The organism is Lysinibacillus sp. CTST325, from assembly GCF_054665055.1.
The window spans coordinates 22,523-43,694 of record NZ_BAAFHO010000004.1 but is presented as its reverse complement, the minus strand read 5'-3'; the positions used below and the strand labels follow the sequence as shown (position 1 = coordinate 43,694).

General features: G+C 32.4%; 19 protein-coding genes and 1 pseudogene. 19 read left to right on the top strand and 1 reads right to left on the bottom strand.

Annotated elements, in window-relative coordinates:
* The first annotated feature begins 2 nt into the window (after nucleotides 1-2).
* From ACYQ73_RS11870 to ACYQ73_RS11795, 16 genes and pseudogenes are all read left to right on the top strand, one after another.
* Nucleotides 3-1,004, top strand: coding sequence for an NAD-dependent 4,6-dehydratase LegB (locus tag ACYQ73_RS11870; protein ID WP_460012906.1), 1,002 nt, complete (start codon nucleotides 3-5; stop codon nucleotides 1,002-1,004).
* A complete protein-coding gene (locus ACYQ73_RS11865) occupies nucleotides 1,001-2,164 on the top strand; it encodes a LegC family aminotransferase (protein ID WP_460012693.1) in 1,164 nt (387 codons plus the stop codon). The genes ACYQ73_RS11870 and ACYQ73_RS11865 overlap by 4 nt, the downstream gene beginning before the upstream one ends.
* Entirely contained in the window at nucleotides 2,161-3,351 is a 1,191-nt protein-coding gene (gene neuC, locus ACYQ73_RS11860) for a UDP-N-acetylglucosamine 2-epimerase (protein ID WP_460012692.1), read from the top strand. Before ACYQ73_RS11865 ends, neuC begins: the two co-directional genes overlap by 4 nt.
* Nucleotides 3,348-4,052 (top strand): WbqC family protein, encoded by a 705-nt coding sequence (locus tag ACYQ73_RS11855; protein ID WP_460012691.1) that lies wholly within the window; start codon nucleotides 3,348-3,350, stop codon nucleotides 4,050-4,052. The genes neuC and ACYQ73_RS11855 overlap by 4 nt, the downstream gene beginning before the upstream one ends.
* Entirely contained in the window at nucleotides 4,049-4,669 is a 621-nt protein-coding gene (locus tag ACYQ73_RS11850) for a formyltransferase family protein (RefSeq protein WP_460012690.1), read from the top strand. Before ACYQ73_RS11855 ends, ACYQ73_RS11850 begins: the two co-directional genes overlap by 4 nt.
* Before the next feature lie 2 nt (nucleotides 4,670-4,671).
* Nucleotides 4,672-5,334, top strand: a complete 663-nt coding sequence (locus tag ACYQ73_RS11845) for a PIG-L deacetylase family protein (RefSeq protein ID WP_460012689.1) — start codon at nucleotides 4,672-4,674, stop codon at nucleotides 5,332-5,334.
* Nucleotides 5,331-6,404, top strand: a complete 1,074-nt coding sequence (gene neuB / locus ACYQ73_RS11840; protein ID WP_460012688.1) for an N-acetylneuraminate synthase — start codon at nucleotides 5,331-5,333, stop codon at nucleotides 6,402-6,404. Before ACYQ73_RS11845 ends, neuB begins: the two co-directional genes overlap by 4 nt.
* Entirely contained in the window at nucleotides 6,397-7,020 is a 624-nt protein-coding gene (locus ACYQ73_RS11835; protein WP_460012687.1) for an acetyltransferase, read from the top strand. The genes neuB and ACYQ73_RS11835 overlap by 8 nt, the downstream gene beginning before the upstream one ends.
* 4 nt (nucleotides 7,021-7,024) lie before the next feature.
* Entirely contained in the window at nucleotides 7,025-8,077 is a 1,053-nt protein-coding gene (locus tag ACYQ73_RS11830; RefSeq protein WP_460012686.1) for a nucleotidyltransferase family protein, read from the top strand.
* Nucleotides 8,067-8,747 (top strand): acylneuraminate cytidylyltransferase family protein, encoded by a 681-nt coding sequence (locus tag ACYQ73_RS11825; protein WP_460012685.1) that lies wholly within the window; start codon nucleotides 8,067-8,069, stop codon nucleotides 8,745-8,747. The genes ACYQ73_RS11830 and ACYQ73_RS11825 overlap by 11 nt, the downstream gene beginning before the upstream one ends.
* Nucleotides 8,748-8,798: 51 nt before the next feature.
* Nucleotides 8,799-10,022, top strand: coding sequence for a flagellin lysine-N-methylase (fliB, locus tag ACYQ73_RS11820; RefSeq protein WP_100545298.1), 1,224 nt, complete (start codon nucleotides 8,799-8,801; stop codon nucleotides 10,020-10,022).
* Between the two features lie 325 nt (nucleotides 10,023-10,347).
* The gene (locus tag ACYQ73_RS11815) at nucleotides 10,348-10,737 is read left to right on the top strand and encodes a flagellar protein FlaG (protein WP_460012684.1); all 390 of its coding nucleotides are present in this window, start codon (nucleotides 10,348-10,350) and stop codon (nucleotides 10,735-10,737) included.
* Between the two features lie 25 nt (nucleotides 10,738-10,762).
* Nucleotides 10,763-13,096 (top strand): flagellar filament capping protein FliD, encoded by a 2,334-nt coding sequence (fliD, locus tag ACYQ73_RS11810; RefSeq protein WP_460012683.1) that lies wholly within the window; start codon nucleotides 10,763-10,765, stop codon nucleotides 13,094-13,096.
* A gap of 46 nt (nucleotides 13,097-13,142) precedes the next feature.
* Complete coding sequence (locus ACYQ73_RS11805; RefSeq protein ID WP_460012682.1) at nucleotides 13,143-13,502, top strand: flagellar protein FliT; 360 nt, start codon at nucleotides 13,143-13,145, stop codon at nucleotides 13,500-13,502.
* A 245-nt stretch (nucleotides 13,503-13,747) separates the two neighbouring features.
* Nucleotides 13,748-14,158, top strand: coding sequence for a flagellar export chaperone FliS (gene fliS, locus ACYQ73_RS11800; protein WP_403027491.1), 411 nt, complete (start codon nucleotides 13,748-13,750; stop codon nucleotides 14,156-14,158).
* A gap of 236 nt (nucleotides 14,159-14,394) precedes the next feature.
* Nucleotides 14,395-15,420, top strand: a pseudogene (locus tag ACYQ73_RS11795) (ISL3 family transposase).
* 202 nt (nucleotides 15,421-15,622) lie between these two features.
* On the opposite strand, the gene ACYQ73_RS11790 reads toward ACYQ73_RS11795, so the two are convergent.
* Entirely contained in the window at nucleotides 15,623-17,644 is a 2,022-nt protein-coding gene (locus ACYQ73_RS11790) for a sulfatase-like hydrolase/transferase (protein ID WP_460012681.1), read from the bottom strand.
* Between the two features lie 92 nt (nucleotides 17,645-17,736).
* Between ACYQ73_RS11790 and ACYQ73_RS11785 the strand changes: the two genes are divergently transcribed.
* Genes ACYQ73_RS11785 through ACYQ73_RS11775 form a run of 3 tightly spaced genes read left to right on the top strand, consistent with a single transcriptional unit; the run spans nucleotide 17,737 to nucleotide 20,737 of the window.
* Nucleotides 17,737-19,086 (top strand): phosphotransferase, encoded by a 1,350-nt coding sequence (locus ACYQ73_RS11785; protein ID WP_460012680.1) that lies wholly within the window; start codon nucleotides 17,737-17,739, stop codon nucleotides 19,084-19,086.
* Nucleotides 19,083-20,048: a DMT family transporter gene (locus ACYQ73_RS11780; RefSeq protein WP_268636189.1), complete on the top strand. Its 966-nt coding sequence runs from the start codon at nucleotides 19,083-19,085 to the stop codon at nucleotides 20,046-20,048. Before ACYQ73_RS11785 ends, ACYQ73_RS11780 begins: the two co-directional genes overlap by 4 nt.
* Nucleotides 20,045-20,737 carry an NTP transferase domain-containing protein gene (locus ACYQ73_RS11775; RefSeq protein WP_460012679.1) on the top strand — a complete coding sequence of 231 codons (693 nt, stop codon included), beginning with the start codon at nucleotides 20,045-20,047 and terminating at the stop codon, nucleotides 20,735-20,737. The genes ACYQ73_RS11780 and ACYQ73_RS11775 overlap by 4 nt, the downstream gene beginning before the upstream one ends.
* The last annotated feature ends 435 nt before the right edge of the window (nucleotides 20,738-21,172 follow it).

The window sequence follows — 21,172 nt, the reverse complement described above, 5'->3', positions numbered from 1 at the left end:
TGATGCAAAAAAAGATTTTGGTAACCGGAGCAGATGGCTTCATAGGCTCACATTTAACAGAAACATTAGTACGACAAGGTTATGATGTTCGTGCGTTTGTTTATTATAATTCATTTAATTCATGGGGCTGGTTAGACCAGTCTTCACCGAAAATTAAAGCATCATTGGATGTGTTTTCGGGGGATATTCGTGATCCATATGGTGTAAAAGAAGCTATGAAGGGCTGTACTCATGTCCTTAATTTAGCAGCTTTAATTGCAATTCCGTATTCCTATCATTCTCCAGCAACTTATATAGATACGAATGTGACAGGGACTTTAAATGTTGTACAAGCAGCGAAAGAGTTAGGTGTAGAAAAGGTGGTACACACTTCTACAAGTGAAGTATATGGAACAGCATTATATGTACCAATCGATGAAGAGCATCCATTACAAGGGCAATCACCATATTCTGCATCAAAAATAGGAGCTGATCAAATGGCTTTGTCATTTTATCGCTCATTTGATACACCTGTATCTATTATTCGTCCGTTTAATACATATGGACCACGACAATCTGCTCGCGCGGTTATACCGACGATTATAAGTCAGCTGGCAAGTGGCAAAACAAATATTAAGCTAGGAGCTATAAGCCCTACACGTGATTTTAACTATGTGAAAGATACAGTTAACGGTTTTATATCTGTAATGGAATCTACTAATTCGATTGGTGAAGTCATTAATATTGGGTCAAATTATGAGGTTTCAATTGGTGAAACGGCACAAATGATTGCAGATATTATGGGTGTAGATTTAACTATCGAAACAGATGAACAACGTTTCCGTCCTGAAAAAAGTGAAGTCGAACGCCTTTGGGCAGAGAATAAAAAGGCGAAGGAACTACTTGGGTGGGAGCCACAATATGGTGGCAAAGAAGGCTTCCATCGAGGTCTTGAAGAAACAATAGAATGGTTTACAAATCCTAAGAACTTATCTCAATATAAGGCAGATGTTTATAATATATGAATACTCAATGGTTGAAATTTGCAGATAATGTAAAGCAGTTTTATGGAAAAGAGTTTGTGCCTTTACATGAGCCCACATTCAATGATAAAGAAGTTGAATATGTGACGGATTGTGTAAAAACAGGTTGGGTTTCCTCAGTGGGAGCTTATGTTAATCGTTTTGAGGAAGATTTAGCTAAATTTGTCGGTGTTAAGCGTGCAGTTGCTGTTGTAAATGGTACAGCCGCACTGCATATTGCATTAAAGGTTGCAGGCGTAAAGGCTGAAGACGAAGTTTTAATGCCTTCACTTACTTTTATTGCAACAGCAAATGCTGTGTCATATTTAGGTGCAGTTCCACACTTTATAGATGTTTCCTTTAATACATTAGGTGTTGATGCAGATAAATTAAAAATCTACTTAAAGCAAATTGGAAAACTACAAAACAATCAGCTTTATAATAGAGAAACTGGAAGACGTATTTCAGCACTTGTACCGATGCATACATTTGGTCATGCAGTTGATGTAGAAGGTTTACTTCAAGTATGTAAAATGTATAATTTGACTCTTGTTGAAGATGCAGCAGAGTCATTAGGTTCGTATTATAACGGAAAACATACAGGTAGCTTTGGAAAAGTAAGTGCAATCAGTTTTAACGGCAATAAAATAATGACAACTGGCGGTGGCGGTGCGATTGTGACAAATGATGATGCAATAGCTGACTATGCAAAACATTTAACAACGACTGCTAAAATTCCACATCGTTGGGCATATGAGCACGATGTAATCGGATTTAATTACCGCATGCCGAATTTAAATGCAGCGTTAGGTTGTGCGCAATTAGAAAAAATGCCGATGTTTATCCAACAAAAGCGCGAGTTAACCAAGCAGTATGAGCAATGGTTATTTAATTTAGATGGTGTTCATTTATTTAAAGAGCCTGCAAATACTAGAAGTAATTATTGGCTACAAACTATTCTACTCGATGAGCAGTTTAGTCGTGATGAGGTATTGGGCTTTTTAAATGAGCAAGGTGTAATGAGTCGTCCGATTTGGACTCCGATGCACCACTTAGCAATCTATCAAAAGTGTCCGAAATCAAATTTAAATGTAACAGAACAGTTGAATAGAAGTGTTGTTAATATTCCAAGTACTCCAGTAAGTGAGGATGATATCAATTGAAAAAAAAGATTCACATTATTACGACCTCTAGAGCGGATTTTACAATATGGTTACCAATAATAAAATGCTTTATTCAAGACAATCAGTTTGATATAAAAGTTGTAGTCACAGGTACTCACTATTTTGAGGATTTAGGACTAACTTATACCGAAGTTAAAAGTAATATAAGTGATTCTTATTTAACAGAAATACCTGTAGGAGACAATGCTAAAAACTATGAGTTTTTATCAAATATTTTTAATAAGTATAATGAAATTTTGAGAAATCCCCAAACAAGACCAGAATTGGTTTTAATATTAGGGGATAGATACGAATTACTTCCAATCCTTAATGCATTAATTTTAAATAGAGTTCCGATTGGACATCTATATCCTGCTGAATGTGATATAAGCTACTGTATAGATACACAAATTCGAGATGCTATAACTAAAAGCGCCCATTTATTTTTTGTACCACATCAAGACTATTCCAATCGTTTAATTGCAATGGGAGAAGAGGGATGGAGAATAAGTGTAACAGGTAATTCTAACTTATTAAATGATCTCTCCATTCATTCAGATAGTATTTATTCATTCTTAAAAGAAAGGAAAATACATATTCCTGAGCATATGTCTCTAGTCAATTGTTGTTATCATCCTCCCACATGGAAAAAGGGATTCTGGAAAAAAGAGTTGCCTAGTATTATTGAAGCACTTAGTTATTTTCAAGATAAATACGTATTTTTATGGACTGGGATAAACTCAGATCCAGATAGTTCTGAGATGAAGGAGTATCTTTTAAAGGAAATACAAAATCAAAAAAATCATATATATTTTGATTCACTTGGAGGAAGTATATATCACTCTCTTTTACAAAATGCTAAATTTACGATTGGAAACTCATCAAGTGGTTTATATGAAGCGCCTATTTATAAATGCCCTACAATTAATGTAGGAGTCAGACAAGGTGGAAGGTTACATGGGAAAAGTGTCATTGATATAAATGCTAAAGTGGATTTAATAACAGAAGCTATCAAAGATATTGATTGTATTAAAGAAAGTGACTTTAAAAATGTTTTTTTTAATAAAGAATATCCTAATAACATTATAGAACACATAAAAAGTTACCTAGATTCCCCAAATTTAATGTTAAAGAAGTTACAATCAGAGTTTAAAACTGAATTGGAAAGGGTTCCAAATTATTTATGAAAACTATAACGATTCATCAACCACAATATCTTCCGTGGATAGGTTTGTTAGAAAAAATTTGTATGTCAGATATTTATATACTATTAGATAATGTACAATTTAATAAACGTTCTTTTCAAAATAGAGCATTATACTCAACAAAAGAAGGAGGCAAATATTTAACCATTCCAGTACATTCAAAAAAACATCAAATAAATTCTTTGGAAATTAAAGATTTAACTTTTTCTGATGAAAGTAGGAAAGTTTGCAAGCAACATTTTGAAACATTAAGGCATCGATATGGTAAAACTTTAGGATGGAAACAATTTAATAGGGAAATAGAAGATTTTTTTTTCAAAGAATATGAAACTGCTTTTGATTTAATATATAATTCTATGTTGTTTACTTTGGAGTTATTTGGAATAAAAAAAGAGATTGTTAGAGCTTCGGAATTAGATGGAGAAGGAAATAAAAATGATTTGTTAATAGATCTTATAAAAAAAGCAGAGGGAGATATATATCTATCTGGTGTAGGTGCAAAGAATTATATGGATGAAGATTTATTTAATCATGAAGGAATACAAGTTATTTATCAGCAATTTAATCATCCTATATATAATCAAAGTCATGGTGGGGATTTTGTACAAGGATCTATGGCACTTGAATTTTTGTTGGAATCCCCAAATGAAGCAAAACTTTATTTGGAGAGTATTGTAAAATGAAAATAATAGTATGTGTTAGATGGAGATTAGGAAAAAAAGTTTTACAAACTATTAATGAGTTTCACGATATTGTTAGTGTAATTACTGATAATGAGGAAATTGTGGAATATTGCATTGCAAATTCATTAAAATATATAAGATTGGAAAATAACAATGATTGGGAAAATGCTTTTTATGAGGAACACGATTTAATTGTTTCATGCATGTTCAATAAAATTATTTCTGAAAATCATTTAAGTAAAGCAAAATTTGGAGGTATAAATATTCATCAGTCTATTTTGCCTTCATATCGGGGGAAATCGCCTGTATTAATGGCATTAAAAGATAGAGCAGACACAATAGGATTTACTATACATTATATGACTTCAGCTGTAGATGCAGGTAATATTCTTGTTCAGAATTTTTGGTATCTAGATTATGAGCAAACTATGGAAGAATTAATGAATCAATATATTACATTAGTGCCTTCAGCATTAATAATTTCATTAGGGTTGGTAGCCTCTAAGTTAAATGGCCTTGAGCAAGATGGTTTTCAAGTTACATATTGTGAAAGTATTGATTTTGAATTCGATTGGAATCTAAGATTAAATCAAATAACTAAATTAATGGAGAGATAATTATGAAAGTAGTAATTTTAACTCCGCATCCAGATGATGAAACACTTGGATGCGGAGGAACATTGTTAAAGCATATTGAGCAAGGTGATAAAGTATATTGGTTTATTATTACACACATGGGTAAATCTTTTGATAAAGAAAAAAAAGAAAAAAGATTTGAAGAAATAAGAAAAGTTGCAGAAAAATACGAATTCGAAAAAGTATTTGAATTAGAATTTGAAGCCTCGATGTTAGATCAAGTTCCGAGTAGTGAATTAATCAGTAAAATAAGTGAGGTTTTTAAGGAGATACAACCTAATTTTGTATATGTTCCATATCCAAGTGATATACATTCTGACCATAAAGCTGTTTTTGATGCTACCATGGCCTGTACAAAATGGTTTAGATATCCGTCTGTTGAAAAAGTACTGGCGTATGAGACATTGTCAGAGACGGATTTTACTATAAACCCAGATGCAAATGGTTTTAGACCAAATGTATTTGTAAATATCGAGTCGTTTCTTGACAAGAAAATTGAAATTATGAAAGTTTATGAATCAGAAATAAGTGAATTTCCTTTTCCACGTAGCGTGAAGGCTATTCAATCGCTTGCATATATTCGAGGGGCTGCAAGTGGCTTTGAAGCAGCAGAGGCATTTATGATATTGAAGGAGCGAATTTTATGAAGACTTTTATCATCGCTGAAGCAGGTGTCAATCATAATGGTTCATTGAAAATGGCAAAAGAGCTTGTAATGGTTGCAAAAGAAGCTGGGGCAGACGCGGTAAAATTTCAAACATTTAAAGCAGAAAATCTAGTTACAAAGCAGGCACAGCAAGCAGCATATCAAGTTGAAAATTTGAAAGAAGCAACATCTCAATTTGCAATGTTAAAAAAGCTAGAATTAACTTACGAGGAATTTATTGAATTGCAGTCATTTTGTCAAACAGAGCAAATTGAATTTCTATCGACACCTTTTGACTTTGAAAGTGTCGATTTTTTACTAGATGAAATTGAGATTGCAACGGTTAAAATTCCTTCAGGAGAATTAACGAATGCACCATTTATTCATTATATTGCAACGAAACAAAAACCAATTATCTTATCCACTGGAATGGCAACTATCGAAGAGATTCACGAGGCATTAGCATTTATAGCCTATGGTTTAGTGAAATCTAAGGAACCTGTTACGATAGAGCGAGTATATAGTTTTTATGCTACTGAAGAAGCGAAAGCAGCGTTACAAAAATTCGTAACACTTTTACATTGTACCACACAATATCCAGCGCCAATGGATTCCATTAATTTAAAAGCAATGCGTGAAATGAAAAAAGTCTTTCAGTTACCTATTGGATTATCAGATCATTCTGAAGGAATCCATATCCCGCTTGCAGCAGTAGGTATAGGTGCAACAGTAATAGAAAAGCATTTTACATTAGATAAAACGTTAGAAGGACCGGATCATGTGGCCTCATTAAATCCAGATGAACTTAAGTCAATGATAATAGGGATTAGAGAAGTGGAACAGGCATTAGGAGATGGCATAAAAAGTCCAACAGCTATAGAACTACAAAATCGTATTCCTGCACGGAAAAGCTTAGTTGCTAAAAATCCGATACAAGCAGGTGAAGTATTCTCTGTTAGCAATTTGACTGTAAAAAGACCTGGGGATGGTATTCAACCTTCTAAATACTGGTCTTTTATCGGAGAAATTGCTTCAAAATCATATGAAGAGGATGAGCTAATAGATGAATAAACCAATTATTATTATTGGGAATGGGGGACATGCCTCGGTATTAACAGAAATTTTACTTGCACAGAAGCAAACGATTATCGGATTTACTGCACCGACTATAGAAGAGAATGATTTTGATTTAACTTACTTAGGATCTGATGAGGTAATAGAAGATCATAATTCATCTGACATTGAACTAGTACTTGGAATAGGGACAATTAAGCCGTCACCATTACGAGAAAAAATATTTAATACGTTTACGCAAAGAAAGTATCTTTTTAAATCTGTAATCCATCCTTCAGCCATTATTGCTCCTTCCGTTCAATTAGGACAAGGAGTTCAAATAATGGCTGGTACTATTATTCAAACGAATACAACAGTTGCCGATAATAGTATTATAAACACTGGTGCGCTAATTGATCATGATTGTCAAATAGGTTCCCATATACATATTGCGCCAGGCACTAAGATATCGGGTAGTGTCCATATCCAAAAAGGGACACATGTCGGAACAGGTGCAACAATTATTCAAGGCATTCATATAGGATCAAACTGTTTAATTGGTGCAGGAGCAGTTGTGGTTAATAATATTGCAAATGGCATAAAAGCAGTTGGCGTACCTGCAAAGGAAGTGTAATTCTATGAAGCAATGGCAAAAAACATTAGTTAATAAAAATAATACTTTACTAGATACAATGAAAATCATTGATGATTCTTCTTTGCAATTTGCAGTAGTCGTTGATGAAGAACAACATTTACTTGGGACTGTAACGGACGGAGATATTCGCCGTGGTATTTTGCGAGGTGAGGGTCTCGATGTAACAATTACATCTATAATGAACCCAGATCCAATAAGTGCAAGGAGAGGTCAAAAATATCATAAATATAAGCAACTAATGAAATCTAAAATGCTTAAGCAGTTACCTATAGTGGATGATAATAATAGAATTATTAATATACTTTTTGCTGATAATATTGAAACTTCTTTAAATAAAAACAAGGTTGTATTAATGCTTGGTGGACTAGGTACAAGGTTGCGACCATTAACAAATGATACACCAAAACCAATGCTTAGAGTTGGGAATAAACCTATTTTAGAAACAATAATAGAAGGTTTCAAACAATATGGCTATACTGACTTTATTTTCTCTGTGAATTACAAAAAAGAAGTTATCCAGGACTATTTTCAAAATGGAGAAGCATTGGATGTAACAATTGAGTATATTGAGGAAGACAAGAAAATGGGGACTGCCGGGGCTCTTTCATTACTAAAAAATAGACCGACGAAACCATTTTTTGTGATGAATGGAGATTTGCTAACACAAATTAACTTTGACCAACTTATGCAATTCCATATGGAGCATAAATCAGTTGCAACGATGTGTGTAAGAGAATATGAATATCAAATTCCATATGGTGTTATTGAAACTGATGGTACAGATTTGGTGACAATTAGAGAAAAACCAATTCATCGTAGTTTTGTAAATGCTGGAATTTATGTATTAAATCCTGATGTGCTTGACCAGATTCCACAGGACAAGTTTTATGATATGCCTTCTCTTTTTGAGAAATTGATTGAAAAAAATAGTAAAACATCTGTATTTCCAATTAGAGAATATTGGCTAGATATTGGGCAAATGGATGATTTTAATAAAGCAAATAATGAAATTAAGGAGCTTTTAAATGAAGCCTAAAGTTTTAGCAATTATACCTGCACGCGGAGGTTCAAAAGGTGTGCCACGGAAAAACATTAAAGAATTAGCAGGAAAACCATTAATTGAATGGACAATTGAAGAAGCAAAAAAGTCAAAATATATTGATAGAATAATTGTTTCGTCAGAGGATAAAGAAATCTTACAGGTGGCCCAAAAATTTGGTGCAGATGTTCCATTTGTACGACCTGCTAATTTAGCAGAAGATACGACAGCTGGGATTGAACCAGTTTTACATGCTTTAGAACATTTTTCTGACTATGAATATGTTGTTATGTTACAGCCAACATCTCCTCTACGTTTAGTTGAAGATATAGATGGATGTATAGAGCAGCTTTTACAAGAAAATGCAGAGTTCTGCGTTAGTGTATGTGAGGTAGGGCAATCGCCTTATTGGATGTACACATTAGATAGTTCTACTAAAATGCAACCATTGTTAAAACAACAGACTTTGATAACGAGACGTCAGGATTTGCCGAAAGTATATACGTTAAATGGGGCAATATATCTTGCGAATATCGATCTTTTAAAACAAACGAGAAACTTTATAACAGAAGAAACTATAGCATATGTTATGCCAGTTGAGAGATCGTACGATATTGATACAGAAGAAGATTTTAAGATATGTGAATACCTTTATACGAACCTCTAATACAAACCATTTAATTTATAATAAGAGAAATTAGGATGTGTAAATATAAATATGAGACCGATTTTAATTCCAGATTATTTTGAAGAGTTTAGTTGTATTGGTGGTGCTTGTGAAGATACTTGTTGTGCTGGGTGGAATATTGCGGTAGATAAAAGGACTTATCAAAACTATCGTAAAGTAAAACATCCAGAAATAAGAGAGAAGTTACAACGTTATGTGAAGCGTAACCGAAGTCAACAGGACGATTCGAGTTACGCAAAATTAATTTTAGATGAGAATAAGAATTGTCATATGATGTTAGAGGATGGGTTATGTGGTATTCATAAAGAATTGGGAGAACAGTTTTTATGTAATACTTGTGCTACTTATCCAAGACAATTTACTAAAGTAGGTTCTTTTGTTGAAAAAAGTTTAACTTTATCTTGCCCTGAGGCAGCAAGAGTTGCTCTCTTGCGTGAAGAAGGTTTAGGTTTTATTGAGACAGAGGAGCCCAAAGATACTCGTGGATTAATGAGTAATGAACTTAATTTGGAGAAGCATCCACTATTTTGGAATTTGAGAGTTTTTACTATCCAACTGATGCAAAATCGTAAACAACCTATTGAAATCCGATTAATAATTTTAGGTCTATTTATTCAGAAAATTGAGCGATTAAAATTAAGTGACTTAGAGCAACAGCTACCTACAATTATGGAAGATTATTTAAACCGCTTAGATAACGAAGAATTCATTGAATCATTAAAAAATATTGAAGGGAACTTAAATTTTCAGTTAAATTTGGCTAGAGACTTAATACGTTATCGCATGTCTGATGGTGGGGTGTCATCGGAAAAGTATTTAGCGATTCTACATCAATTATTAGATGGATTACTATTAGACGAAAATGACAATAAAGAAGTGCAGGACATGGATCAATCAATTGCTAAATACCAACAGAGCTATCTAGAATTGTATGAACCATTTATGAAAAAGCAAGGCTATATGCTTGAAAATTATGTTGTCAATTATATATTTAAAAACCTATTTCCATATGATTATAATACAATGTTCGAGAGTTATATGATGCTTGTTATTCATTTTACACTCATTAAATTACATATGATTGGTATGGCCTCAAAGCAGCAAAAATTAACTCAAGACATGGTAATTGAATGTATACAACAACTTGCAAAAGCAATTGAACATAATTCTTCTTATTTACAAGGCGTTCGTAAGGGTATGGAGGACTCTGGTTATACTACAATGGGACATATGTTTGTGATGATTAGTAATTAATTATAGTTAGTTGTGGCAACGTAGGATAAAACCAGGGTTAGATATGAAAAAAATTTAAAAAACACTTTTATGGAAGCCCATAACGGCCTCTCTGCAAAACTTAGGAATAAAATCCTCTGGAATTAAACACTGGTACACTCGTACACTCGTTAGCCGTAATAATGAGTTATTTATATTATTCTCAACTTTTTATCCCAAGAACTCCATTATAAATATGAGAATTTCAGTTTTTCTTGATGATTTCTGGAAAAACTGAAATTCTTTTTAATTTGTCCGATATTATTTTTAGTAACGCCTGTAAGAAATTCAAGGGGGATGTGGAAACATGCGTATATCAGAAAATACAAATATGGATGCAACGCTGATAATGCAAACTGGTACTAAAAATAAACCAGCAGTCGAGGGAGGAACGAATCAAGGAAGTGAAGTTACTATAAAAATATCTACATCTAAAGTTGAACAAGTCCAATTACTTGAAAATGATGAGGAAACTAAAGCTAAAGTTCAACAAGCAGTTAATACAATGAACCAAATGTTAGAAGTTACACACAGCGCAGCGAAGTTTGTATATCATGAAGGGTTAGAACGATATTATGTGACGGTGGTTGACCAAAATACCGAGGAGGTAGTAAAAGAAATACCTCCCAAAAAGCTATTGGACGCATTTTATGAAATGCAGAAAATGCTTGGTATGATTGTAGACAAGAAAATATAAAAACATTAAAGAGGAGGAAAAGAGTATGGTAACAAGAATTGGCGGTTTAGCGTCTGGTATGGATATTGATTCACTTGTAGAGAAATTAATGAAGGCAGAACGTATGCCTTTGAATAAAACGTTTCAACAAAAACAATCATTAGAATGGAAACGTGATGCATATCGTAATGTTAATGCAAAGTTAAAAACATTCGATACTTTCTTATTAGATAAAATGATTCTTTCAGGAAAAATGAATCAAAAAACTGCAACGTCATCAAATGAAAATTTAGTATCAGTAAAGGCTACTTCAGGAGCAACTGGTAATATTACAATTGGTGGTGTATCACAATTAGCTTCTGCAGCTCAAGTTGTAGGTAATCAAACTGAATATACCGGTGACTCAAAGTTAAGTGAGCTAAATTTGAGTGTAAATTCTATTTCTATCCAATCAATTGGTAAGGATGGTAGATTAACAACAGAGGCAACAAAAGTTAATTTTACTAATGATATGACAATTAATGATTTAGTAAAGACAATTAACGGTACTGGTGCAGGTGTTACTGCTTTATTTGAAGGTGGAAAATTGTCCCTAACTGCTAAAAATACAGGTAGTGAAAAAGGTGGACAAGGTGAAATTATTGTTACAGGCGGATTGGAAGTATTTAATAAACTAGGCTTCGCATCAACTGATGGTAAATTAGCAAGCAATGGTAAAAATGCTATGTTTGAAGTGAATGGTATTCAAACAGAGCGTTCATCTAATACTTTTACAATTTCAGGTTATGAAATGACATTAAAACAGACTTTTAATGCTGGTGATGTTGCTTTAAAGCAATATGAGGCAGCAGAATTAGAGCTTCAAAATGCACAAGATGCTATGGCAGGACCAAATGGGCTTACTCAAAAATACATCGATGCTGCGAATCGTTATTTTGGGACATCTTTTTCTACGATAGATGAATTTAAAAATGCTACATTGCCTCCTAGCGCATTTAAAACAGATTTTGATACTGCATACAATGGTAAATTTGCTTCAACTTTAACTGAGCAGGAGCAATCGGTTTACAAAGATTTTGCTGATAAAAATCGTATTGCGAAGTTAAGTGATAATGATATTGATACAATTAAAAATAATGATTTTGATACATTAAGAACGATGAGCCAGTTTAGCGCTTATAGTGATGCAGATTTAAATAGAATGAAAGATAATGCAGATAGCCTTGAGAATTTCCGTAACCAAGCGAATAAAGAAGCAGATGAAAGACTTTATCAAGCAACTAATAAAAATTTACTTACAAATGATGATGCTATTACGTTTTTAAATAGCATGAACGGTAAGTCAACAGAAGAAATTACAACTGCTATTAATGATCTTGCAGATGGCTCTTTAAAAACAATGCTGAAAGGAACAAATGTAGAACAATTACAGTTCCTTGCGCAGGATTCTACTAGACTAACTGAGTTTAAAGATATTGCGGCAAAGCAAGTTACTTATGAAAAAGAAAAAGCGAGTTATGATAGTGTAAAAAGCAACTATGAAGCTGGCTTGCAACGCGAAAAAGATGCGGAACAAGCTTATGCTAATGCTGAAGAAGTAAAGAACAATACTCCAACAGGTGGTACGACAGCAGCCCCTGTCACAATGCAAGCTACTTCTGATACAAAGGCTGCGAAGGAACAAATCACGGAGTTTGTTGAAAAATATAACGAAATGATTGATGAGTTTAATAAACAGCTAAAAGAAAGTAAATATCGTGATTATGCACCACTAACAGCTGAGCAACGTAAAGATATGAGTGAAAATGAGCAAAAGCTTTGGGATGAAAAAGCGAAGAGTGGTTTATTGCGTAGTGATTCAATTATTCGAGATGGTATGGCAAAAATGCGCGATACATTTATGGGTAGTGTTGCAGGCCTTGGCGATAAATTTATGGATTCATTAGCTGAAATTGGGATTACTACTTCAAAAGATATGAAAAATAGTGGTAAGCTTGTTATTAATGAAGGAAAACTAGATGCTGCATTAGAAAAAGATCCAGATCAAGTGTTTAAAATGTTCTCACAAACGGGTGATGTCACTGTAAAAGAACAAATAGTGAATGGAAAAACAGTAAAAGTTACAGAAGATAGTCGTGGGATTGCATGGCGTTTACGCGATGAGATGAAAAAAATGACAACCCAAATTGAGAAACAAGCAGGAAGAGATGGAGCTGTTAACAATACATTTAGTTTGGGTAGGGCAATTAACGAATCAGATACGCGTATGACGAAATTACAAGCTAAACTAAGAGATGTCGAAGCTCGTTATTGGAAACAATTTACAGCTATGGAGCAAGCAATCAATAAAGCAAACAAGCAATCAAGTTTGTTCTCATAAGGTTAAGGTTTTGGCTTGTTTCTAATTAGCAAAGTAGGAGAACATTATGCAATTAATAGATCAACTATTACAGGTATCAGCTAATTTATTTAAGCTATTGGGAGACAGCCCAAATGGTGAAGAGCGTGATGAATACATTGACAACATCAATAGCATGTTGGACAAACGTGAAACGATTATTGAGGCTTTGATTCAGGAAGGCTTTCATTTCGATGAACAAAATCGCATACACAGTACGTTACTTGAATTAGATAACGGGATAAAAGAACGATTGACTGCTGTCATGAATGATGTAAAACAGGATATGGCAAACCTACAGAAAACGAAAAAAAGTGAACAGCAATACTTCAATCCCTACTCGAATGTTCGTGTAATGGATGGGATGTATTATGACAAAAAGAATTAACATTTTATCTCTATTTAGCGTGGCGGACGCCGCAAGCTTAATGAAAGATAAAGCCTCGGCGGATATCATGGATTTTAAAAGAAGTGAATTGTGATAAAACAATTCAAAATCCAGACGCATTGTTTATCTGTCCGAAAGCGAAGCGACAGCAACAATACCGCAGAGGCGTATTTGAGTTAATAGCTTTTCTTCATAAAATGGTTTAAACTAGTAGAAAAGTAACATTTCAAAGGAGTTGTCCTTTATTGGCAGCAAATTTAACAGCACAAAATGCATACAAACAAAATAGTGTTACAACTGCTTCTCCTGGTGAGCTGACGTTAATGCTTTATAATGGTTGTTTAAAGTTCCTACATAAAGCAAAACATGCGATTCAGGAAAAAAATGTCCAGGAAAAAAATACGAATCTTATAAAAGCACAAGCGATTATTAGTGAGCTTATGGCGACATTAAATATGGACATCGAAATATCAAAAAATATGCTTGCTCTCTATGAATATATGAATCGTCGTTTAGTCGAGGCAAATATTCAAAGTGATGTCGCTATTATTGAAGAAGTTGAGGGATTAGTGACGGAATTCCGTGATACATGGAAGGAAGTAATTCGCATCAATCGACAGCAGCAATTCGGTCAGGGAAACACTGGGCAAATTTAGACAACAAAAGAGGCCATCGATTAATCGATGGTCTCTTTTCTTTGCGAGAAATGTGAGACACGGCATTTATATCATAAGAAAAGGAAATATTTAACCTATTTCTAGGTTAGGTTCTATAATATTTTTTTGGGTATTCAAAAAATTACATGCATAAAAAAACAGAGATTCACTAATTCATATATACTTGAATTGTCGAGAAACAAGTAATAGAAAGGTGAACTGTGCAAGTGAGTAACATGAATATTCCAGGATTAAAAGATGTAGAGATTACGAAAATAGAAGAAGTAGCTGATCGAATCGCGTTGTATTTACAATTGCAAAACTCCCTCTTCATAGATAAATATCAACACTACTCAAAAGAATAGAATCAAGTGGTGAGTATACGTGCTATTAAAGCCAAAACATTTAAAGAAGTTGCAGAAGTACTAGGTACATCAACCACGACGATCATTCGCTGTTTTAAAAAGGTTGGAATAAACAATTAGTAGAGGATGTACGTTTACCAAAAGCGATCGCGATTAATGAGTATAAAGGAGATACAGATGTAGGTACGTATCAACTAATAATTGCGAATGCGGAGGCACATGAGCCGATTGATATTTTACCGAATCGTAAAAAAGAAACAATAAAAAATTACTTAAGTCAGTATGGAGTAGATGTTGAGATAGTGGTCATGGATATGAATCCAAGTTTTAAAGCAGCTGTTCGTCAATCGCTAGGTTGACCTGTTATTGTGGCAGACCGCTTTCATTTTAGCCGTTATATCTACTGGGCAATGGATGAAGTGGGCCGTCAAGTACAAAAAGAATGGGACAAATACAATCGCACAAAATGTAAATGTATGTGTCATGTATTTTATAAACGTGCATCTAAATTATCACCGAAACAACAGTGGTACTTACAGCGCTATACAGAATTGTTTAAAACATTAAAAGTAGCTCATGAATTAAAGGAAGCCTATTGATTGGGCAAAGACAAAGATTGATGTCGTAGAAGTGAAGAAGCGATTACTAGCTTTTTACCGTAAGGTAGAAGAGACAAAATTACCAGCTTTCTTAAAGGCAATTCAAACATTTAAAAACTCTCAAGTAGAAATCTTAAATAGCTTTAGTTTTGGTTATTCCAACGGCTTCTTGGAAGGCATTAATAATAAAACAAAAGTGATGAAACGGAATGCATATGGCTTTCGACGCTTCGATCACTTTCGAGCAAAAATCTTATTAAATTTAAAGTATAAAGAAATCGGAGTTCATTTGGGCTAACGTGCTGAAAGATTAGGGTACCCAAACATTAAACTTAGAACCTTTATTTAAAGAGATGAATACTAGTATATGCTAATGAGATATAGCGAATTCCTATTTTTTGATAGAAGGATTATGATTAGTAATATTAATCAATTATGTTATTTCGCATGATAAAAATTTTAAGCTTCCGGATTTATTCTATTGAAGTGTATGTTATTTTCTATTTCTGAAGAATTACTCTCTTCTCTAAAATCCAATTTGTATAGTAGTCTATTATTTCTTCTACATTAGTATCATTTAAATTATCATTTAATTTAATTAAATCTGTCTTAAAGTGTTCTAAATCGACTCTTCCATAATTATCAACACTATCCTCTGTTTCAAAATAAAATTGAAAATCCCTCGTATAAATTACAGCTTTATAAGTTTGATTCGGATGATAAGATTCTGTCATGACTTCTTTACGTTGTTTGCCACCGAAATCCTCTAATGTTTTACCATGCAATTTTTCTTTATCATATTCGATATTTAATAAATCCAATATTGTAGGGTAGATATCAAGATTGCTCATTAATTTATCACTAGTTCCTTGCATTCCCCCCCCTAACAACATAAATGGTACTTTGGTTCTTCCATAGTTTAGGAAATGATTTGGTTCTTTCTCAAAATACCCTTGCCCATGATCAGAGTGAATAATAACAAGAACATCATCTTCATCATAGTTATGTTTGATATAATTGAAAAGAACTGATAAGTGTAAATCTATTCTTTTCAACTCTTCTCCATACCGAATAATTTTATTTTTATCATAATCTGTGAGAACAGAAGTATCTCCCTTCTTAGAAAATAATCGATTTAGTACGTTAGTATTTACTTGACTATTAATGGATGGGAAGATTTCATCTGCTACATCATGTAAATCAGGTAGAACTAACCAAATATAGTTATTTTTTTCTTTGAATGTTTCTAAATGATCGATAACCTCTTCCATGATTTCTCCTGCACCAAAACCACCCATAGAGTTTTTAAATACAATTCGATCAAAACTCTTTCCATAGCCGTGGGGTGGTGTGCCACGCCAATCACCAGTAAAGGAAGCAGTAAAATATCCTGATTTACGAATCTTTTCAATTAGTGATTCTTGCTTCTCTGAAAAATCATGTCCAAATGTTGAGTGGTATTGGCCATGTGCAATAGTATCCATTGCGGTAACTAGCCCTGCGTTACTTGGAAAAGTCCAATCAGCAGAAGCATAGCAATTTGTATTTTCGTATTTACTATTAAAAGTATTTGAAATATTCGGAATCAATAATTCTCTATCGTTTTCTTCTAAGTACTTACCAGATAAACCATCGATAAAAACATGAGCTACTAATCTATATCTTTTTGGCTCATCATTCAATGCAATCGGATTACCAATAAATATAGGTTTATTAGCAGTTATTTCAATTTCTCCTGGATCAAATGTCAAGTAGTTATATTGATTAAACTTTAAAAGAGAATTAGTAAAATCATATGTAGTATTATTTATTTTAATTGTTAACTCAGTATCTTTTTCTAAAAATGAAAAAGGTAAAGTTGTTTTCTTAATAAAAGCAAATTGATAACGTTTTGCTTCATGTCCTTGAAAATATTCTGTCTTTGTAAAAAATCTGTGTAAATCATCAATATTTTCAATAAATAATGATTTGTATAAATTCGTCATATTTTCATTTTCAGTGCCACGATTTTGAACCTTACGAATTATGCTTTCCCCAAATTTATTTAAAGGATAGACCCGTTCATCAATTTCTTTAGAAAGTTGATCAACTTTATTTAGGTACTTTTGTAATTGTTCTGATGAATAAATTTGTTGTTTTTTTAATGTATATACCATTTCATTGAGATTATTTCGTACAGCTTCTATCTCTTCTTTATTCTCTGATAATCTTAGACATCTTCCAAAATGATAAAAGCTATTATCAAATTTTTGTAAAGTAAAGTGAATTAAAGCAGCATTAAAATGCAGTGAATAGGAATATGAAAATTGCTGTAATCCTTCTTTGACTTTCAAAGCTGCTTCTTCAATGTCCCCAGATTCGAAAAATAATGTTGTGCTAACGATGTAATAAGTCTCGGTTTTTGCAATTTTTGATAACTCATCTAAAGCATTTTTTACTTCTTCTCTTTTTTCTTTCCTCATACTATCTTCAATTCGATTGTGTAAATTTTTTACAATTTCAATTACATTTTTACTTGACAAAACTTTTTCCTCCTACTATAAACTCATGTATTTAAAGTTTTTATATAGTATAATCTTTATAATACATAAACACATTTTACCAAGTTTTGATATTGAATGAAAGGTTTAAAGAAATGATACATAATATAAATACTGCTGTTATTTTAGCTTCAGGATATTCCAATGCTTTCGACATACCATCTTGTTTATTAAAAGTTGACCACCAAACCTTGATAAAAAGAACAGTAAATATTTTGAAAAACAGAAATATTCACGAGATTTTTATCATCGTGGATTATAAAAAGGATTTAATTATAGAAGAGTTAGAAAATGAAAATGTAAATTTTATAATCATTTCCATATATACATCCACTGGCACGATGAAATCAGTAAGTCTACTAGAAAAATATCTAAATAAAGATTACCTTCTAATAGAAGGTAATAGGCCTATATCTTATATTAATGTAAATAATAATACATGGATTAATATAGATTCTAATGAACAATTTAATAAAGCTATTGACGTTATATATTCTAATATCAATCGAAATATCAGCGGAAAAACAATTCAGTTTATTACAAATTATTTACATCAAGCTATTGGAACTCAGCCTGAAGAAATTAGGGGAATTGAATTTTCTGGAGGTATGACCAATAGAAATTATAAAATTACTTTAATAGATGGTAATGAATTGCAAATTAGAATACCAGGAGCTGGAACAAATAGTCTAGTAAACCGACAAAATGAAATTATCAACGCTAAGTCGATAGCAGCTCTAGAAATTGATGTACCTATTTTTTACTTTAATGCTCATGACGGTGTCAAAATTGCGAAATATGTAAAAAATGCACAGACTTTGTCGAAACAAACAGCTGGAATTACAAATAATATGGAGAATATAGCTGCTATTTTAAAGAAATTACACTCTTCTGATATTAAAATGAATAATACTTTTTCATTTATAAGTATAATCCAAGATTATGAATCTGTTATTATCACCAAAACAAATAAATATTACATAGATAAAAAATACCCTAATTTTTCCGAGAAAAAAGAAAAAATAAAATTCTTAAATGATAAAATTCAGCAACTAAAATCCTTTTCCGTATGTCCTTGCCACAATGATCTAGTTCCAGAAAATTTCATTAAATCGAGCGATGGAAAAATTTTTTTAATCGACTGGGAATATTCTGGATATAATAATCCTTTTTGGGATTTGGCTGCCTTTATTTTAGAAAGTGAATTGACGAGCGATGATGAACAAAAATTTTTAAAATTCTATTTTCAGCGTCCTCTTTTAGAAGAGGAATATTTTCAGTTGAATTTTTATAAATCTGTACAGGATATCCTTTGGAGCCTCTGGACAATTATAAAAGAGTTACATGGTGATTCTTTTGGGAATTATGGTTACAAAAGATATGAAAGAGGATCCAACCTATTAAAGGGGTTGGATTACTGTTGAAAATTTCACAATACGAGATAAGGGGACAATGGATTGGTCTTTTGGGTGGAATTCTATGGGGTGTGAATACGATAATCATAGGAATTATACTATCATGCTCGATTTTTAAAGATTATATTTTTATTGCACCTTTAATCTCAACTTTTTTACATGATGCTTTTTCGAGTATATGGATGATATTTCATACTTTACTTTTTAAAAGAACACATCAGCTCAAACAATCATTAAAAAGTAGGGATGGTAAAGTAGTAATGATTGCCGCACTTTTAGGGGGACCAATAGGTATGTCAGGATTTATGTTGTCAATTAATTTTATTGGTCCTTCCTATACGGCCATTATATCTGCAATATATCCTGCAGTAGGATCTTTTTTAAGCTTTTTATTTTTAAAAGAAAAAGTGACTAAGAAAAACATTATAGGACTTTCTCTTGCCATAATAGCAACAATTTCTTTAGGGTTAACTTCACAAGAAGAACCGCAAAATTTAATTTTAGGATTATCTTGCGCTTTGTTATGCGTTTTAGGATGGGGATCTGAATCTGTTATCTCCGCATATGGTATGAAAAATGACGTATTACCTTCTATAGCTTTACAAATAAGACAAACAGTTTCTGCAATAGTTTATGGCTTTTTAATAGTCCCAATTATTGGGGGCATTCCTTTAGTAAAATTAGTATTACAAGACTTTACAATTATTTTATTTGCATTAACTGCATTAGCGGGCACTGCTTCATATTTATTTTACTACACATCGATTAATCGCGTTGGTCCTATTAAAGCTATGGGATTAAATATTAGTTACTCTGCGTGGGCTGTTTTATTTGGACTATTATTAGGATTTGAAGCAGGAGTAAAAGAATTTTTATTAGCCTTGCTTATTATTACAGGATCTATCTTGACAACAAATAATCCAAAAGAATTTTTTACAATTATATCTTTCAAAAGAGGTTTGAAAATATGAACGCAATTATACTTGCAGCGGGACTCGGATCTCGTTTCGAAGAATGGACAAAAACAAAACATAAAGCACTTTTGCCAATAAATAAAGTACCTAATATAGAAAGAACTATTCAATTTTTAATTGAAGCAAAAATCAATGAGATTTACATTGTTACTGGACATTTAGCTAATCAATTTGAATATCTGACAAAAAAATTTCCAGGAGTAAAATTAATCTTCAATAAAATGTATAAAGAATACAATAGTATTTATAGCTTCAAATTAGCCCTGCCTTATTTTGAGGATTCATTTATCATCGATGCAGATACGGTCTTTCTTGAAAATGTTTTTTTAAACCTTAAACCTATACAAAGTACATATTTTACAATTATTCGAGTTGATCAAGAAAATGAATGGTGTCCAATATTAGACAACAATCAAAAAGTAATAGATATAAAAATCACTGACGAACAACTCCCATCTTTATCTGGGGTTTCCTTTTGGGAAATGAAAGACTGTAAAATAATAAAACAACACTTTTCAAAATACTTACAATCCAAAAATCTTAAAAAACCTTCCTTATACTGGGATAACATACCTTTGGATTTAATTGAAACTTTAAATATCACTATTTTTCAATTAAAACAAAATACTTTATATGAGATGGACAATCAAAAAGACTATTTAAAAATTATCAAGTCAATTTCATAATAACTCTATTTTAGGAGTAAGATAAAAGGTTTTAAAACTTGTTATTGAACTGCCCTACAAAAATATGATAAATAAAAACACCTTTCGTTGAAAAATGGGTATATACCCTATCAAATCAACGTGAAGGTGTTTTTTCTATGGGGAAGATAGTCCCGCTTTAGAAGTAAAAATGAAAGCAATTGAACTAAGATTAGCGGGAAATCCTACAAAACAAGTTTTACAAGAATCGATTATTCGTAATTATTTTTAGCTTAAAATATGGATGAAATGGTACAAGAATGACGAATTACATCGCCTTAAACAGCCTGTAGGAAAATAATATACCTATGACAAAGGAGGAGTAAGTTTTGCTAAGTTACAAACTGGAGAATCGTTATTTAAAGCAGCAAATTGAAGTTTTATAAAAGTAAGCAGTGTTGGAGAAGGAAGGGTCCC

Bases quoted from the DNA above. Each gene is read 5' to 3' on its own strand.
- ACYQ73_RS11870 (WP_460012906.1), top strand. From the start codon at position 3: ATGCAAAAAAAGATTTTGGTAACCGGAGCAGATGGCTTCATAGGCTCA.
- ACYQ73_RS11865 (WP_460012693.1), top strand. From the start codon at position 1,001: ATGAATACTCAATGGTTGAAATTTGCAGATAATGTAAAGCAGTTTTAT.
- ACYQ73_RS11855 (WP_460012691.1), top strand. From the start codon at position 3,348: ATGAAAACTATAACGATTCATCAACCACAATATCTTCCGTGGATAGGT.
- ACYQ73_RS11850 (WP_460012690.1), top strand. From the start codon at position 4,049: ATGAAAATAATAGTATGTGTTAGATGGAGATTAGGAAAAAAAGTTTTA.
- ACYQ73_RS11845 (WP_460012689.1), top strand. From the start codon at position 4,672: ATGAAAGTAGTAATTTTAACTCCGCATCCAGATGATGAAACACTTGGA.
- neuB (WP_460012688.1), top strand. From the start codon at position 5,331: ATGAAGACTTTTATCATCGCTGAAGCAGGTGTCAATCATAATGGTTCA.
- ACYQ73_RS11835 (WP_460012687.1), top strand. From the start codon at position 6,397: ATGAATAAACCAATTATTATTATTGGGAATGGGGGACATGCCTCGGTA.
- ACYQ73_RS11830 (WP_460012686.1), top strand. From the start codon at position 7,025: ATGAAGCAATGGCAAAAAACATTAGTTAATAAAAATAATACTTTACTA.
- ACYQ73_RS11825 (WP_460012685.1), top strand. From the start codon at position 8,067: ATGAAGCCTAAAGTTTTAGCAATTATACCTGCACGCGGAGGTTCAAAA.
- fliB (WP_100545298.1), top strand. From the start codon at position 8,799: ATGAGACCGATTTTAATTCCAGATTATTTTGAAGAGTTTAGTTGTATT.
- ACYQ73_RS11815 (WP_460012684.1), top strand. From the start codon at position 10,348: ATGCGTATATCAGAAAATACAAATATGGATGCAACGCTGATAATGCAA.
- fliD (WP_460012683.1), top strand. From the start codon at position 10,763: ATGGTAACAAGAATTGGCGGTTTAGCGTCTGGTATGGATATTGATTCA.
- ACYQ73_RS11805 (WP_460012682.1), top strand. From the start codon at position 13,143: ATGCAATTAATAGATCAACTATTACAGGTATCAGCTAATTTATTTAAG.
- ACYQ73_RS11775 (WP_460012679.1), top strand. From the start codon at position 20,045: ATGAACGCAATTATACTTGCAGCGGGACTCGGATCTCGTTTCGAAGAA.